Annotated in this window: 13 protein-coding genes; 5 read left to right on the plus strand and 8 right to left on the minus strand. The window is 45.5% G+C overall.

Annotated elements, in window-relative coordinates:
• Positions 1 to 347: 347 nt before the first annotated feature.
• Positions 348 to 2,048, minus strand: a complete 1,701-nt coding sequence (gene pta, locus J3U67_RS03945) for a phosphate acetyltransferase (RefSeq protein ID WP_267403913.1) — start codon at positions 2,046 to 2,048, stop codon at positions 348 to 350.
• Positions 2,049 to 2,734: 686 nt separating this feature from the next.
• On the opposite strand from pta, the gene J3U67_RS03950 reads away from it, so the two are divergent.
• From J3U67_RS03950 to J3U67_RS03960, 3 genes are all read left to right on the plus strand, one after another.
• Positions 2,735 to 3,505 carry a serine/threonine protein kinase gene (locus tag J3U67_RS03950; RefSeq protein ID WP_267391536.1) on the plus strand — a complete coding sequence of 257 codons (771 nt, stop codon included), beginning with the start codon at positions 2,735 to 2,737 and terminating at the stop codon, positions 3,503 to 3,505.
• A gap of 374 nt (positions 3,506 to 3,879) precedes the next feature.
• Positions 3,880 to 5,295 (plus strand): hypothetical protein, encoded by a 1,416-nt coding sequence (locus tag J3U67_RS03955; protein WP_267403915.1) that lies wholly within the window; start codon positions 3,880 to 3,882, stop codon positions 5,293 to 5,295.
• Between the two features lie 131 nt (positions 5,296 to 5,426).
• A complete protein-coding gene (locus J3U67_RS03960; protein ID WP_267403917.1) occupies positions 5,427 to 6,434 on the plus strand; it encodes an MBL fold metallo-hydrolase in 1,008 nt (335 codons plus the stop codon).
• A 127-nt stretch (positions 6,435 to 6,561) separates the two neighbouring features.
• On the opposite strand, the gene J3U67_RS03965 is transcribed toward J3U67_RS03960, so the two are convergent.
• From J3U67_RS03965 to earP, 5 genes are all read right to left on the minus strand, one after another.
• On the minus strand, positions 6,562 to 7,215 hold the full coding sequence (locus tag J3U67_RS03965) for a TetR/AcrR family transcriptional regulator (RefSeq protein ID WP_100140773.1): 654 nt from the start codon (positions 7,213 to 7,215) through the stop codon (positions 6,562 to 6,564).
• A 72-nt stretch (positions 7,216 to 7,287) separates the two neighbouring features.
• Entirely contained in the window at positions 7,288 to 8,313 is a 1,026-nt protein-coding gene (gene murB / locus J3U67_RS03970; RefSeq protein ID WP_416384673.1) for a UDP-N-acetylmuramate dehydrogenase, read from the minus strand.
• Positions 8,310 to 9,695 (minus strand): MATE family efflux transporter, encoded by a 1,386-nt coding sequence (locus J3U67_RS03975; protein ID WP_267403919.1) that lies wholly within the window; start codon positions 9,693 to 9,695, stop codon positions 8,310 to 8,312. Before J3U67_RS03975 ends, murB begins: the two co-directional genes overlap by 4 nt.
• 139 nt (positions 9,696 to 9,834) lie before the next feature.
• Positions 9,835 to 10,395 carry an elongation factor P gene (gene efp / locus J3U67_RS03980; protein WP_025331610.1) on the minus strand — a complete coding sequence of 187 codons (561 nt, stop codon included), beginning with the start codon at positions 10,393 to 10,395 and terminating at the stop codon, positions 9,835 to 9,837.
• A 43-nt stretch (positions 10,396 to 10,438) separates the two neighbouring features.
• Positions 10,439 to 11,644 carry an elongation factor P maturation arginine rhamnosyltransferase EarP gene (gene earP, locus J3U67_RS03985; RefSeq protein WP_267403921.1) on the minus strand — a complete coding sequence of 402 codons (1,206 nt, stop codon included), beginning with the start codon at positions 11,642 to 11,644 and terminating at the stop codon, positions 10,439 to 10,441.
• A gap of 421 nt (positions 11,645 to 12,065) precedes the next feature.
• Here earP and gyrA point away from each other — a divergent pair, with 421 nt between their 5' ends.
• On the plus strand, positions 12,066 to 14,669 hold the full coding sequence (gyrA, locus tag J3U67_RS03990; protein ID WP_267403923.1) for a DNA gyrase subunit A: 2,604 nt from the start codon (positions 12,066 to 12,068) through the stop codon (positions 14,667 to 14,669).
• 168 nt (positions 14,670 to 14,837) lie between these two features.
• Positions 14,838 to 15,035, plus strand: a complete 198-nt coding sequence (locus J3U67_RS03995; protein ID WP_100140779.1) for a (2Fe-2S)-binding protein — start codon at positions 14,838 to 14,840, stop codon at positions 15,033 to 15,035.
• Positions 15,036 to 15,269: 234 nt separating this feature from the next.
• Here J3U67_RS03995 and J3U67_RS04000 read toward each other — a convergent pair whose 3' ends face one another.
• Both J3U67_RS04000 and J3U67_RS04005 read right to left on the minus strand, forming a co-directional pair.
• Positions 15,270 to 15,692 carry a GNAT family N-acetyltransferase gene (locus tag J3U67_RS04000; RefSeq protein WP_267403925.1) on the minus strand — a complete coding sequence of 141 codons (423 nt, stop codon included), beginning with the start codon at positions 15,690 to 15,692 and terminating at the stop codon, positions 15,270 to 15,272.
• Positions 15,693 to 15,779: 87 nt separating this feature from the next.
• Positions 15,780 to 16,220 (minus strand): MerR family transcriptional regulator, encoded by a 441-nt coding sequence (locus J3U67_RS04005; RefSeq protein ID WP_267403927.1) that lies wholly within the window; start codon positions 16,218 to 16,220, stop codon positions 15,780 to 15,782.
• Positions 16,221 to 16,302: the final 82 nt, after the last annotated feature.

A 16,302-nucleotide genomic window follows, 5' to 3' on the forward strand; every position in this document is an offset into this window, starting at 1 on the left:
AGTGTTTTAAGCCCTGAAAAAATAAACCGCCTGCAAAAAAACTGCAGGCGAGTATATTACTGCATAATACCTCTAATTTAAGATTATCCCTTTGTATTCTTGGCTATTTTATCAGACGTTATGTCCAGTTACAGACTGTAATTTATTAACACTGATTTGGCAATAGTTCGTAAAGTTATCGTATCAAAAGACAATAATCATCCCATTTATTATAAATATTTAATTTTAAATTGCTTATAAAAAATAAAATAATTAATTTTATTGCCATAAAATACAAAACAGGCAGATGATTGTCATATCATCTGCCTGTCTATCAGCAGTAATAATCTGCCGAAGAATAATATGGGTTAGCCCATCTGTACTGCCTGAATAGCCGTTAAAGCAATGGTATACACAATATCTTCAATTAGTGCACCACGCGACAAATCGTTTACCGGTTTATTCAGACCCTGCAACATCGGCCCCACACTCAGCACATGCGCACTGCGTTGCACAGCCTTATAAGTAGTATTACCGGTATTTAAGTCCGGGAATACAAACACAGTAGCCTGCCCGGCAACCTTGCTGTCCGGCGCCTTCTGTCTGCCCACACTAGGCACACTGGCCGCATCATATTGCAATGGCCCATCAATATGCAGATCAGGACGTTTTTGCTGTGCCAACTTAGTAGCTGCTGTCACCGTCTCCACATCAGCACCACTGCCGGATGAACCGGTAGAATAAGAAATCATCGCCACTTTAGGCTCAATACCAAATGCTTTAGCAGAATCGGCAGACTGAATGGCAATATCTGCCAGCTGCTCGGCAGTAGGATTCGGATTAACAGCACAGTCACCATATACCAGCACCTGATCCGGCATCAGCATAAAGAATACGCTGGATACCAGACTGGCACCCGGAGCTGTTTTGATTAATTGCAGAGCCGGACGAATGGTATTGGCCGTAGTATGTACTGCGCCAGACACCAGACCATCCACATCACCGGTTGCCAGCATCATCGTGCCCAACACTACCGTATCCTGCAATTGCTCAGTGGCCTGTTCAGGTGTCAGACCTTTGCTTTTTCTCAGTTCTACCATCGGTGCAACATAGCGTTCACGGATTGTGTCTGGATCAATGATTTCCAGTGAAGCCGGTAATTGAATATTTTTTTCCCGTGCTACTGCTTCCACTTCTTCTTTTTTAGCCAGCAACACACAGCGCGCAATTCCTTTATTTTCACAAATGGCCGCTGCGGCAACCGTGCGCGGTTCACTGCCCTCCGGCAGCACAATACGTTTATTGGCCGCACGGGCACGGGCCATCATCTGAAAGCGAAATGCTGCCGGCGCAAGATGCTCTGTCAATGGTTTAGCCTGTGCTGCACTCAATAGCTGAGCATTCAATTGCGCAGCCACTGCACTGGCTACATCCTTAGCCTGAGCCACATCAATTTCAGCCGGAAGAGCAGTTACCACACCCAGACAATCAATTTTGCAGCCATGTGCGGTCAGTTCAGACTGTACCTCGGCAGCAAACCCAGCTGCAGGAGCATGCCCGGCATCAGCAGTCAGAATAAAGCCACTGATTTCTGTGTGGCCATGCGCATAATCATGCGCAGCCAGCAACAACTGCGCTGCAACCAAAGCAGGAGTACGATTTGCAATCGCTGCCACAAGAATTACCCGTGCATTCAGCGCTGCCGCGATTTTCACATTTTGTGCCGGCAGATAAGTGCGACCCGCTTCCGGAACCGCACCTTCAATCACCACCACATCATGTTTTGCCTCAGCCAGCTGATGAAAAGCAGCAACAAACTCTTCCACAGCATCATCTGCTTGTCCCTGATATACCCGCTCATCCAAAGCATTCAGCGACTGTGGTTCAGGCAAAGTTTGCTGCAATACCGCCTGCACCAGTGCAACGGTATTATCCGCAGCTGTACTTGCGGTAACTGGTTTATAGTACAGCGGCACCTGTCCGGCTTGTAAAAATATCTGCGCCACACCCAGACCCACACCGGTCAAACCAGCCTGTGATCCAGTAGGCACCAGCAAAAATTGCGACATAAAAATCCCTTTCGTTGAACTAACACCAGCAGCAAACGCCGCATTTATTTTATCGCTAACGATTATAATTTACTTCGCTGCACTGCATACCGAGATACATCAATTTTTGCATGAAAAAACATAAGTCAGCCGAATATACATCATAAGCATAATAACACTTGATTTATCAGGCATGGCAGCAGTAACACAACTATCGCGACAACAGCACTTTAGAACCAAGCAAACTGTACAAACTGCCAGCATAGCTATGCCTAATACTGTGTTGACCAGTCGAACTTTTATATATGCTCTTCCGGCACAATGCGCTTCCAATCCCTGATATTTATTTCATATCGCTAATTTCGTATTTCTGTATTTCCTGATTTTTAAGTACGCTTTATTCAGCAATCGCATCTTTAAATTATTTATTCACATAAACCATAGGAGACATTAAAAACTAAATAATCAAAACAGACTCTACCGTCAGACAAAAACAGAATGATGCACTTCGGACTGAAAAGCAATGATCAACTGCCTGATGGAAAACACTGATAACAGCCGAATCTTTACGCACTTTAATAAAATACTGCCCATCCACTATTCATTCAGCTCACACTAGGGTACACATGTTGAAAAAAAAATTTTTCTATGCAATGGCTTTTGTTTTTCTTACATTATGCACACTATATTTATACGGAAGGAATAATATGGCCAGATTAACAACCGAGCAAACCAGCGCACGCACCACTGAAGGATTAACGACCATTAGCTCTTCTTTCAATGCCCCCACAGGAATTGCCTTCGACACTAAAGGCGCAATGTACGTTACAAACTGGTCAGGTAACTCAATCACTAAAATAAACACCAACGGCAAACGTGATACTATTTATGCCGATATTGAAGCACCAGCTGGTATTGTGATTGATGCACAAGATAATATCTATGTATCATCCTACGATGGAGATTACATTTTAAAAATCAATGCCAAAGGTAAAGCTGAAAAAATTTCAGATGGCTACCATACCCCTACAGGTATTGCTTTTTCCAATACTGGCAAATTGTTGGTTACCAACCGTTCCACTGGAGAAATCGTATCACTGGATTTAAACAGCGGCCGCAAAGAAATCATTGCCCGGGGTTTAACCACACCAGTGGGCGTCACCCAATTACCGGATAACAGCTTAGTTGTTTCCCAGTATAGCGGTCGCCTCACCCTAATCTCACCAGATGGCAGCCAGACAGAATTGGGTCAAGAATTCAACCGTCCAGGCGTAGGCATTGTTACCGTTTCTCCAAACGTCGTTGCTGTGATTGACAACGGAGCTGACATGGTGCGTACAGTAAATGTCAAAACAAAAACCGTAAACACTTTAGTTACCTCAATACCAGGAGCTGTGGCATTAGCCTATCACCAGAATCGCTACTATATAGGCGCTTGGCAAAACAGCACCGTCTACGCATATACGCCACGAAACTAAACTGAAACAACAGCCAGCAACAAAACTTCTGAAAATCAAGGCATCGAATCTGGCTAACTGGTCAAAAAAAACCTGAATTGTTAACAGCCAGTTCAGGTTTTCTTACATCATTCCTGTTCAATTATCCAAAGCTAGTCAGATCTATTAAGAAAATATTTTTTCTCCTAAAAAAGCGTTGAAAAAAGTCAGGGTGCTTAGAGCTTTCCATTCACTACACAGCAATAGCCAGACAAATAGAATAAAAGCATATCAGTATCATTTCAAATTTGCATAATTGGTAGACTTATAATTCCTTACGCTTCTGTATTGATAATGTTAATATGCTGATTTTATATCGTATCTTTTTTTGTTTACGTAGCCGAGGAAAGAAATAAATGAGAAAAATACTATTGGCTTTTCTGTGTCTGATATTGGCAAGCTGTGTAGTATCTGTAAAACCGGAAGATAAATTTAAATCCGGTGATTATATCGGGGGAGTAAAAATTCTGGCTAATAACTTCAATGCAAAAAGCAAAAAGCTGCAACAGAAAAATAAACCATGGAAAGATAAAGACATTCAGTACTTACAAACAACAGTAGCAGAACTGATCGCCATGGCTCAGAAAAATATCCAGCAAGCTACACCATCTGATTATAATAAACGGATTAAAAATTATCAGCTATTACTGACACTAAAAACCGAGCTCGAAGATAAAAGCTATAGCCCATTTATAGAAAAATATCTAAGTCTATACACTTTAAACGGAATAAAAGAATCCCTGGCTCAACAGTTTTATCAGCAAGCCAACGCTATTATTCCTAAATACAGTGATGATTATCTGCGCAAAGCAAAATTATATCGGCAGGGCTATGAGTATTTCAATTATCAAGATATTTTTAAACGTGCTGAAGATAATCAAAATATGTATTATAAAACTGCGGCACAGGAATTTTACACAGACGCACAGGCTGATATACGTGAACGTAATTATAAACAGGCTGCCACAAATTTTCGCAAAGCACACGAAGTGTATCTGCCTTTAGGCAATTATAAAGACAGCGCCAAACAAGCAGATATTTATGAAAAAAAATGGCGCACCATTGAAGCAGAAAACCATTACCAGCAGGCACAAACCATAATTCGCCGCGCAAAGCGTCTGAGTGAATATCGCGAAGCTGCTACCTTATATCGTGCTGCCAGCGAAGTATACAGCCCATATGGTAATACCTATAAAAATTCCACCAAACTGGCAAGTATGTATGCGCAAAAAGGACAAATACAAATTTTCGTCCGCGGCAACAGCTATCTGGCTGATAACATCCGTTCCGCATTACAAAAAAATTATGTTAGTTTTGTCGATAATGCCAGTGCCGCCAATTTGGTGATTGATGTAAGCATGAACCGCGGCCAGTTTCAACAGTATAAAGAAAATATTGAAACCCAAAACCTCCATGAAAATCTGCGTGTAGGATCAAAACAGGTGGCAGATGAACACGGTAATATGGTCAATCAAGATGTGTATAAAGATTTCTATTTCAAAAAATATAGTGTCAAAACTGTAAATGAAGCAGAAATGATGGCTGAAGTACACACCAGAGGCCTGTACGCCCTAAATCGCAACTACCGTGCAAAAACAACTTCATCACAGACATATTACTGGTTTGATGGAAACGTACCCAAAAAATATACCGCATATACCGAAGGTAAACTGCTTGCTCGCGAAGAACAATTTAATCAAACACGCCAAAAACTATGGTCACAGATGAGTGGTGATTTTTATGAAATGAACAGAATACTGTCCACTCAATAACTTTCACCACCTAAAGCCGCGATTTATTTCAGTGCTTGTGGCACCAGCAGAGCAAGCACTGATTTAAGTTCTACCTGTAATAAGGGCATTATGGTACAAACAGTGTTGGACTGGCATAAAGAAGGCAAATAATGCTATTTAAAAGAAAAAATCCCTACTACAATCCAAAGAAACCGCATCATACACCTTACGGATTCTGTAATTTAGAACCAACAACCATCAAACAGCTTGACGTCTATCGCTGGAGCTTAGAAAGACACATCCACCATCTGCCCAAGCCACCACAGCAAGGTTATGCACATTTTGCCCGTGAGTGGACGCAGTCACCAGATTTCACCCTCTCCGGTAATCGCCTATGGTGGATTAGTCATGCCACATTGCTCATACGCCTGAATCAATGCATGATTATTACCGACCCTGTATTCTCGCAACGGGTATCGCCCGTATCCTTTGCCGGACCAAAACGCCGTACACAGCCAGCTGCAAGCATTGCCGAGCTACCCCATATAGATGTCATTGCCATTTCTCACAACCATTACGACCACCTAGACACAGCCAGTATTCGTAAACTGGCCGCACGTTTTCCCAATATCAATGCAGTCGTCCCCTTAGGACTAAAACGAAAACTACAGCAATTGGGCATTAACAACGTAACAGAACTAGACTGGTGGGAACAAACAAACATTCATAATATCCGCTTTCACGCCGTACCGGCACATCACTGGAGCCAGCGTAGCCTATTAGACCGCAATCACACTTTATGGTGTGGCTGGATGATGCAAACACCTGAAGGCAGCAATACTTACTTCAGTGGGGACACTGGTTTCAGTGAAATCATGTTCCGCCAGATTGCCGAGCACTTTACCTCTACAGACATGGCAGCTATCCAGATCGGAGCCTATGCACCTCGCTGGTTTATGCATAATCAGCACATTGATCCCGAACAAGCTGTAGCCATATTTAATATTCTGCGTTGCCGTCAGGCCATAGGCATGCACTGGGGCGCTTTCGAACTGGCCGATGAACCGCTGGATGAACCACCCCAACTACTGGCCGCAGCCAGAGTTCGGCATGGATTATTACCCGATTGTTTTGAAAGCATCAAAATGGGGGACAGCCGCCCGATCACCTCTTCCTAACCCCAATAACAGAAACCGTTTCATGCTTCTGAAAAATTTCACTGGCCACAGCAAATAAAACACTAAAACTAAGTTTCGGATAATATAAAAAAATCAACCCCATTCTTCCGAATGGGGTTGATTTTTTTTATATGTGATTGCGCAAATCAGCCATCATCCGGTTAAATTCTTCCCGATAGGCCGGCGCTACATACGGACGAAGCAAAGTCAACGTCTGATGAGTACCGCGGTATTTAGAGTCCTCAGTTAGCTTACGTTCATACAGCGCACTGTCATAATCACACCAATATTTTGTAATTAGCCAGATATTTACAGCCATTTCCTTACGAGCAATTTCATCCGTCTGAATAAAGCCGGTATCTGTCAGCTGCTGCAACAAATTTTGCAGCAGCGGCGACACCCTTACACGGGTAAAATTATTGTGCTCACCCAGAAGCTCAGCACTTCGCGACAGCATTGCATTCAAATCACTAAATAAAAAACGGTATCGCCACATTACATCATACACACCAAACATATAATTCTTAATGGCATTCGTATCCTGCGGCGTCTCCACCTGCTGCAGATAGCACAGCAATTCCTCACTATAGCGCTTAAAAAGCTGCATAATGATTTCATCTTTATTGCGAAAATGATAATACAAATTGCCCGGGCTAATGCCCAAATAAGAAGCAATATGATTCGTACTGATGTTGCGCTCACCCTCCTCATTAAACAGCTTCAGACTAGCATCAATAATACGATTATAAGTATTAGGGCGTGATTCTTTCACCATATTCATTTCTTTCAGATTATGCTGTCTCTTACCGCACAAATCATACTAACGGCATTTTTATCAGACTACTGGTCGCCGTTACTGAGGCTGCCATATGGGCTCAGGCTCCAGCCGCACCTGAAAACGCTGTGCCACACAATTCTGCACATATTCAGACAGCGCTACCACATCAGCGGCTGAGGCATGATCTTTATTTACCAGAACCAGCGCCTGCCGCTCGTGTACCGCAGCACCACCCAACTGAAATCCTTTCAGGCCACACTGATCTATCAGCCAGCCAGCTGCCAGTTTCACTTGTCCGTCCGGCTGCGGGTAATGCGGTAGAGACGGATATTGTTTCAAAAGGCTAGAAGCCAGTGTAGCTGGCACAACTGGATTTTTAAAGAAACTGCCGGCACTCCCAAGCACCTGCGGGTCAGGCAGCTTTTGCTTGCGGATATGGCACACAGCCTGTGCCACTATACGGGCAGTCAAAGCTTGTCCCTCTGCCAGTTCTGACGCCACCTGTGCCAAATCACCATAACGCAGCTGCGCTTTAAACACATGCGATAGCACAAACCGCACCGCCACAATCAGATAACGTCTCTCAGCATGTTTAAAAATACTGTCGCGATAAGCAAAACCGCACTCATCACAGTCAAGCCAGCACAGCTCATTCGTTTTAAAGTCGTAAACCTGCACCGCGTCAATACACGACTGCACCTCAACACCGTAGGCGCCAATATTCTGTACCGGTGCTGCCCCCACCGTACCGGGGATCAGGCTTAGATTCTCCAGTCCGCACCAACCCTGAGCCAGCGTATATTGTACAAAATCATGCCAGTTTTCACCCGCGGCTGCTTCAACCACTACACGGTCTCCATCATCCGCCACCAGCTTAATACCACGATTGGCTACACGCACCACTAGTCCCGGATAATCAGCACAGAATAGAATATTACTCCCACCGCCCAGCCATAGCACGCGCTCGGGTTCAAATTGGGGTAAAGCCATGATTCTCGGCAACTGTTCAACATCAGTCAGAGACACCAACCAGCGTGCGCGTACCGGCAACGCAAAAGTATGCAGCGGCTGTAAATCAGCATATTCTGTCACATCCATCATGATTCCTTTTTCGCCTGCATCAGCGCAAATCGCTCACTCTGCCGGTGCAAATACCATACCAGAGCCACCGCAGCACCGGTTAGCGCTAGCACCAAAGCCAGCCAGAAACCATACAAAGCCATACCGAAATACAAGCCAAACAGACATCCAAAACCCAGACCCAAACCCCAAAAACTAAACGCATGAATCAGCATCGGAATCTTGGTCAGCTTATAGCCGCGCAGGGCGTACGAAGCAATCGTCTGCGTAGCATCGGATAACTGAAAAACGGCCGCAAAAATCAGCAGTGTGCCGCCCAGCAATACGACCTCCTGATCAGCTGTGTACAAACCCACCCAGAAGTGCCGAAACAATAACAACAGCACACCGGTAAAGCACGCACCCAGCAGTCCCATACTCAGACCCACACCAGAAACAAAACGGGCGCGTTGCCATTTACGCGCACCTACCGCCTGTCCCACACACACCGCCAGCGCAATACCAACACTTTGCGGCAACATATAAATCAGCGACGTAATACTGATTACCACCTGCTGAGCCGCCACCTGAGTTACACCAAAACGCGCAATCAGCAAGCTGATAAATGTAAACAGGCTCACTTCAAGGAAAAACGACATCCCAATCGGAATACCCAATCTCAATAGCGAAGCCTGTACACGCCAGCGCGGACGTTCAAACCGAGCAAACAGCGCAAACGGTGCAAAATACCGCTGACGAACCACATAAATGCCCAGCACAATAGCATTAAACCAAAAACAAATAGCCGAAGCCAGACCACAGCCTGCCCCTCCCAGCTCCGGCATTCCATACTTGCCATAAACAAAAATATAATTCAGTGGAATATTCAGCAGCAGCGCAATCAAGCTCACCACCATAATCGGTTTTGGTCGGTTTAAAGAAGATGCAAATGCATAAAAAGCTCGATGAATCATCGCTGCCGGCATACCCAAGGCAATAAAGAACACAAACTGACCAAATACACCATCCACATAGGTGCCCATATTCAGCCAGTGCTGCATCGGCTTAATCAGCGCCCACAGCAGCAACATGCCCAATATGCCCAGAAACAAACCGAACCACAGTCCTTGCCGTCCCTGCTCACCGATTTCTGTGGTTTTACCGGCGCCATACAACTGTGCCAGAATCGGCTGCAAAGCCGTCATCACCCCCAGAAACGTAATATAAAGCGTAATGAACACATTCGAGCCCAGAGCCACCCCAGCCAAATCATTGGCACTGGCATGGCCAGCCATTACCGTATCCACTACCCCAACACCCACCTGCGCTGCCTGTGCCACAAGAATCGGCAACGCCAGACGCAACAACCTGCGGCATTCAGCCCACAATTCACCACGTCCATGCAGATTCAGTTCAAACAACATCTTTCACCTACAAACTTAAACAATACAAACAATAAAAGACAGCAAACCATCACAGCCATCAAGCAGACTGTTACCGCGCAGTAAACAATAAAACAGGCTGCCTGAATTTCTCCAGACAGCCTGCCAGCCAGAAAATCAGTTAGGCGCGTTTGCGGAATTCAAAAGTACGCGAATCGATTTCCACCTTATCGCCATTTTCAATATAAGCAGCTACCTGAATCTCAGCTCCACCTACCAAACGGGCATTCTTCATCACTTTACCAGAAGTATCACCTTTTACTGCAGGCTCCGTGTATTCCACCTCACGCACGATAATAGTTGGCAGCTCCACTGAAATAGCACGGCCGTCATAGAAAGTCACTTCACATTTTTCTTCCATGCCATCCACAATAAACTTGATGGCATCACCAATGTTTTCAGCTTCCACTTCATACTGATTGAATTCATCATCCATAAACACATACATCGGGTCAGCAAAATAGCTATAAGTACACTGCTTACGATCCAGTACCACTACATCAAACTTCTCATCGGCTTTATAAACCGTTTCCGTAGCAGCACCAGTCAGCAAATTTTTCAGTTTCATTTTCACCACGGCAGCATTACGACCGGATTTATTGTATTCGGACTTCTGCACCACCATTGGATCATTGCCCACCATAAATACATTACCCGGGCGCAATTCTTGTGCGGTTTTCATCTTTAATCTAACTTCCAAAAATGTTCAGCAAATAATAAGTACATCATTTTAGCGGAAGATGGCAGAATCTGGCTAGTTTTTCAAGCGCATTGTCCTGCGCATGCAGCATTTCAGACCACGCCGCTGCCGCTTTTACCCAACTTTGCCAATTGCCATACAAATTCTGCCACGCCACCACACGGCTTAACTCATCCAGCTTGCCAGCTCCATTTAAATCATCCGACAAAGCCATAAACGCCCTTTTCAGCTCTACTGGCCATCTTGTCGTAGCCTTTGCCCAGAAAGCATGCAGTTTTTGCACATGCGCATTCTCATTCTCATTCTGCCGATAAATATGCCAGAAAAAAGGTAAACCGGCCCATAAAGCACGCACAAAACTGTCTTCACCCCGCACAATTGCCGCATCAGCCAGCCACAGTAGCTGATCAAACGCCGCCTGTGGTACAAACGGAATACGCACCAATGTGACATTATCCAACTCATATATGGCACCATCTTCACGCAAGGCATCTGTCGGTACAATCGAAGCCGCACGCAAACTTTCCACCACCTGCCCACCTGCCAGCCACAACGTCACCGGCGTACCACCCTGCTGCCACATGTTCAACCATTGTGGCCAGCACACTGAAGCATAGGCAAATACCAGCCACAACTGGCCTTTATGCTGCTCAGGCAAACCATACTGTTGTCGGAATGCCTGCTGTAACTGTGGCTGCTGCCTAAATACAGCACGTTTTGTCAGATAATCTTTTTCACGCAGCAGGCCGCCACTGGCTGCATCCATACCCATAAACCAAAAGTACTTTTTCAGTCCGTCAGCCTGTAAGGACGGCATAGCATGCAAATCCAACGCCCAGTCTTCAGCCGTCAGATATTCCCAGTTTAGCCACAAAGGCTGACACCGGCTCATTCGTGCCCGCACTGCGTCAGGTAACGTACAACCAAAAGTTTCTATTACCAATACCGGATCAATAGCCTCAGCCAGCTGTCGCTGCATCAGCTGCTCATCCTGCCAGACTTCTACCATTACATGGGGCAAATACCCTTCCCGCTCCGGTACCAGCGTATCCAGAGCTTTCACATCATCAATCCACAGACGCACCCGTAGACACAAATACTCTGCCAGCAGACAGCTTAAACGCCAGCCCACGCCCACATCACCAAAATTATCAATTACTCGGACAAATACCCACGCCTCAGCAACCAAATCATCCGGAAGCGTATTTGCAGATTGATTCTTACTACACATTAAAAAATCCTTACCCAAAGTACGGATCCATAGCAGAAAATCGCCAATTTCCCATCTGTCAAGATAAAAACAGACTTGACAAAACGATTTTATCCACATGAATTAAACCAGTCATGCTAAAGTCTGTAAAAAATCTGAATGGCTTTAATTTTTACAAACATATTTTCGAAATATATGATTTTAAAAGAAATTTATTTTAGGCTTATTTTTTAGGCAAGCCCATGCAAGTCTTGATTTATAGGCAATTATGCAAGCCAGACTTTCATTTTCCACAGATTTATCCACAAATATTGTGGGCATATCTTTAAACCCTTTAACAACAAGGTTTTTTACAGCAAAACAACTCCAAAAAGAAAAATAGTCAGAAACCATTAGCCGCTATGGTAAAATAAACAATGCTCTCTATAGTAATAAAGCCATTATGTCAGATGCACTTTTTGCCAAAGAAACCATAGCAGTATCTCTAGAAGAAGAAATGCGCCGTTCCTATCTCGATTACGCCATGAGCGTAATTGTAGGACGAGCCCTTCCCGATGTACGCGATGGCCTCAAACCGGTTCACCGCCGCGTTCTTTACGCCATGCACGAACTCAACAACGACTGGAACCGTGCCTACAAAAAATCAGCACGTATCGTCGGCGATGTTATCGGTAAATACCACCCGCACGGTGATACCGCTGTTTACGACACCATCGTCCGCATGGCACAAGATTTCTCTATGCGTTACATGCTGGTGGATGGACAAGGTAATTTTGGTTCCGTGGATGGCGACAGTGCCGCTGCCATGCGTTACACCGAAATCCGCATGGCAAAAATTGCGCACGAACTACTGGCTGATATCGATCAGGAAACCGTCGATTTTATTCCAAACTACGACGGCAGCGAAAACGAGCCGGCTGTACTGCCTACCCGGATTCCAGCCTTATTGGTGAACGGTTCATCGGGCATCGCCGTTGGCATGGCCACCAACATCCCGCCTCACAACATCAACGAAGTAATTGGCGGCGCCAAAGCCTTGCTGGCCAACGAAAACCTCAGCGTTGACGAACTGATCGACCTGATTCCCGCACCGGATTTTCCTACCGGCGGCATCATCTACGGCCTTTCCGGCGTACGTGAGGGCTACCGCACAGGCCGCGGCCGCGTCATCATGCGCGGCAAAACCCACATCGAGCCCATTGGTAAGCACGACGACCGTGAAGCCATCATCATTGATGAAATCCCCTATCAGGTCAATAAAGCCAGATTAGTTGAAAAAATCGGCGAACTCGTACACAACAAAGTGCTTGAAGGCATCTCTGATTTGCGCGATGAATCCGATAAATCCGGCATGCGCGTGGTAATTGAGCTGAAACGCAACGAAAACGTCGAAGTCGTTCTTAACCAGCTGTACAAATTAACTCAGCTACAAGACAGCTTTGGCATCAACATGGTAGCGCTCGTAGACGGCCAGCCACGACTGCTCAATCTCAAACAGATACTGAGCGAATTCCTGCGTCACCGTCGCGAAGTCGTTACTCGTCGTACCCTGTTTGCCCTGCGCAAAGCTCGCGAACGTGGACACATCCTTGAAGGACAGGCCGTTGCTTTATCTAATGTTGACGAAATCATCGCCCTCATTAAAGCTTCTGCCACACCACCTGAAGCCAAAGCAGCCTTAACCTCACGTCCGTGGCGTTCCGGCCTCGTAGCCGACATGCTGGCTCGCAGCGACATCGATGTGCAGCTGGTGAAACCAGAGGATGCACCCGACAATACCGGACTAATTGGCAATGATTACTTCCTGTCTGATGCACAGGCACAAGCCATTCTGGATTTACGTCTGCAACGCCTTACCGGACTAGAACAGGATAAAATTGTTGAAGAATACAGAAGCGTACTCGATAACATACTAGATTTGCTTGATATACTGGCCAAGCCAGCACGTATCAACCAAATCATTCATGACGAACTGACCGCCATTCAGCAACAGTTTGGAGACGAGCGCCGCAGCGAAATCAACGCTTTCGGTGGCGACATCGCTGATGAAGACCTGATACCGCAGCGCGACATGGTGGTTACCCTCACCCACGGCGGCTACATCAAAACTCAGCAGGCAGACGATTATCAGGCACAACGACGCGGCGGCCGTGGCAAACAGGCCACTGCCACCAAAGATGAAGACTTTATCGAAACCCTGTTTGTTGCCAACACCCATGATTATCTGCTGTGCTTTACCAGCCTAGGCAAATGCCACTGGATAAAGGTGTACAAGCTGCCTGAAGGCGGCCGCAACAGCCGCGGACGTCCGGTTAACAACGTAATTCAGCTGGAAGAAGGCGAAAAAATCAACACCATACTACCGGTACGTGAATTTAGCGAAAACGAATACGTTTTCATGTGTACCGAACAGGGTATCGTTAAAAAAACCCCGCTTATCGATTTCTCCCGTCCGCGCACCGCTGGCATTATTGCCCTCGGACTCGACGAAGGCGACCACCTTATCGGCGCCGTTAAAACTGCCGGCAAACACGATATCATGCTGTTTTCCAACGGTGGTAAAGCCGTACGTTTCAGCGAAGACAACGTCCGCCCAATGGGGCGTAGCGCTCGCGGTGTACGCGGCATGAAACTGGCCGAAAACAATCAGGTGATCAGCTTATTGGCCTACGATGCCGAAGAAGATGGCAACAAACTGGTACTCACCGCCACTGCCAATGGTTATGGTAAGCGCACCATTGTAGACGACTACCGCCGCTCTGGCCGTGGTACTCAGGGCGTAATTGCCATCGATACCGGCGAACGAAATGGCGATATGGTTGCCGCCACCCTCGTAGCCGACAGCGACGATCTGATGCTCATTACCAGCGGTGGCGTACTCATCCGTACCAAAGTAGATCAGATACGCGCCACCGGCCGTGCTGCTGCCGGCGTCAAGCTCATCAACCTCGATGAAGGCGAAAAACTGGTTAGCCTCGAGCGGATTGCTGAAGCAGAAGAAAACAGCAATACCGAAATAGATACACTGGATACGCACGACAACTGATTATTCCAGTGAACCAAAATAAAGCCGACTTTTAAAGTCGGCTTTATTTTACCTGTCCAAATAAATTCAGAATTAATAATTCATTGCCACACATTACTTGATAATAATAATGAAATCCACTATCATCTTTATCCACAAAAAAAGAAGCTGCACTCAAAGGAAAAAATCATGTATGTATGTCTGTGCAATGCCATCACTGATCGCCAGATAAAAGAAACTGTCGCTGCCGGGGCAAGCAGTCTGACAGACTTACAAGCACAACTTGGTGTCGCTACCTGCTGCGGCTGCTGCGCAGACTTGGCCAGCTCATTCCTATCCTGCCATCATGAGAATCAGACCAATTGCAGCAAACCCAACTCCAAATAAACAGCCACACATCAGAATTACCCTAATTTCATCAACTAGCAGCGCATACAAAAAAACTAAAAATAAACTCAAACCATCCAGATTAATTTAAAACTACTCTTCACCCATTTTGCATATCCATACAGTAACAAAACAGATAGACATCATCAAAAATAAAACATTTCAGAGAACCATTCCCGCCAGCTAAACTATCTGCCGTCACCCACAGACCACAGCATAGTAAACGTATTTACATTATTTCAACTGCTTATTCAACGTCCATGCCGAAGGATGAGCAGAAAACCCAATATGCCCATAGTAATCAACTGCCTGTGGCGCTGCAATCAACACAACCTGCGCATCAGCACGCGTATGCTGCTGAACTTCACGAATCAATTGTTTACCGATTCCCTGCTTCTGATATCGTTCGTCCACCGCCAGATCAGCCAGATAAGTCACATAAACAAAATCAGTTAGGCAACGTGCAATCCCCACCAGCCTGTCCTTGTCCCATGCTGTAATAATCAGGTTAGCATTATCCAGCATCAACTGAAAACGCTCCTCATCACCAATCGGCCGCCGCCCGCCCAACGTACAGTGACTATAGAGCTCAGTAGCTTCAGCCAGTGACGGCTTAACATCATTACGGTAAACAATATCAGTTATTATTATAACCATTTAAATTTTTAAAATTTTATCTATCAGACTCCGATACATCCAGTCAACAATCAGCTTTTTACCCGTCATCCTCATTCAAACAAACATTCAAAGATGATGGCCAATATTGCTTAAATATTCTGCAAAGCTTACCTGCTCCCCCAAAGCACCTCGCTTACGTTGCTGATACCAGTCAATCTTATCATTTAAAATCCGTACATGTTGCTCCAGCTCAGCCTGCTGCTGCATAAACGCCGCACGTGTCTGCAATAATAATTCCAAGCGCTCTGAAATCGTTTCATCTCCTTGACTGCGTAAAAACACATACTGCTGCAACTGCGCCATACTCATACCCGTATTCTTCAAATGCAGCACAAACCGCATCCATTCAACATCCTTCTGCGTAAAATACCGACGTTTATTCGTACCTCGCTGAGGAGAAATCAACCCCAAACTCTCATAATACCGCACAGTCGCCGGAGTTAATCCAAACAAATTAGCAAAAGTGCGAATACTGAATTGCCGGCTATTAGAAGTAATCTTATCCATGACCAACACCATTCTTATTTATACATAATATCAAACATGATAAAATGTAATTAAACGTTAATTTAACAATGCATTTTACAGC

This window comes from Snodgrassella sp. B3837 (genome assembly GCF_026535955.1).
Lineage (GTDB): Bacteria > Pseudomonadota > Gammaproteobacteria > Burkholderiales > Neisseriaceae > Snodgrassella > Snodgrassella alvi_E.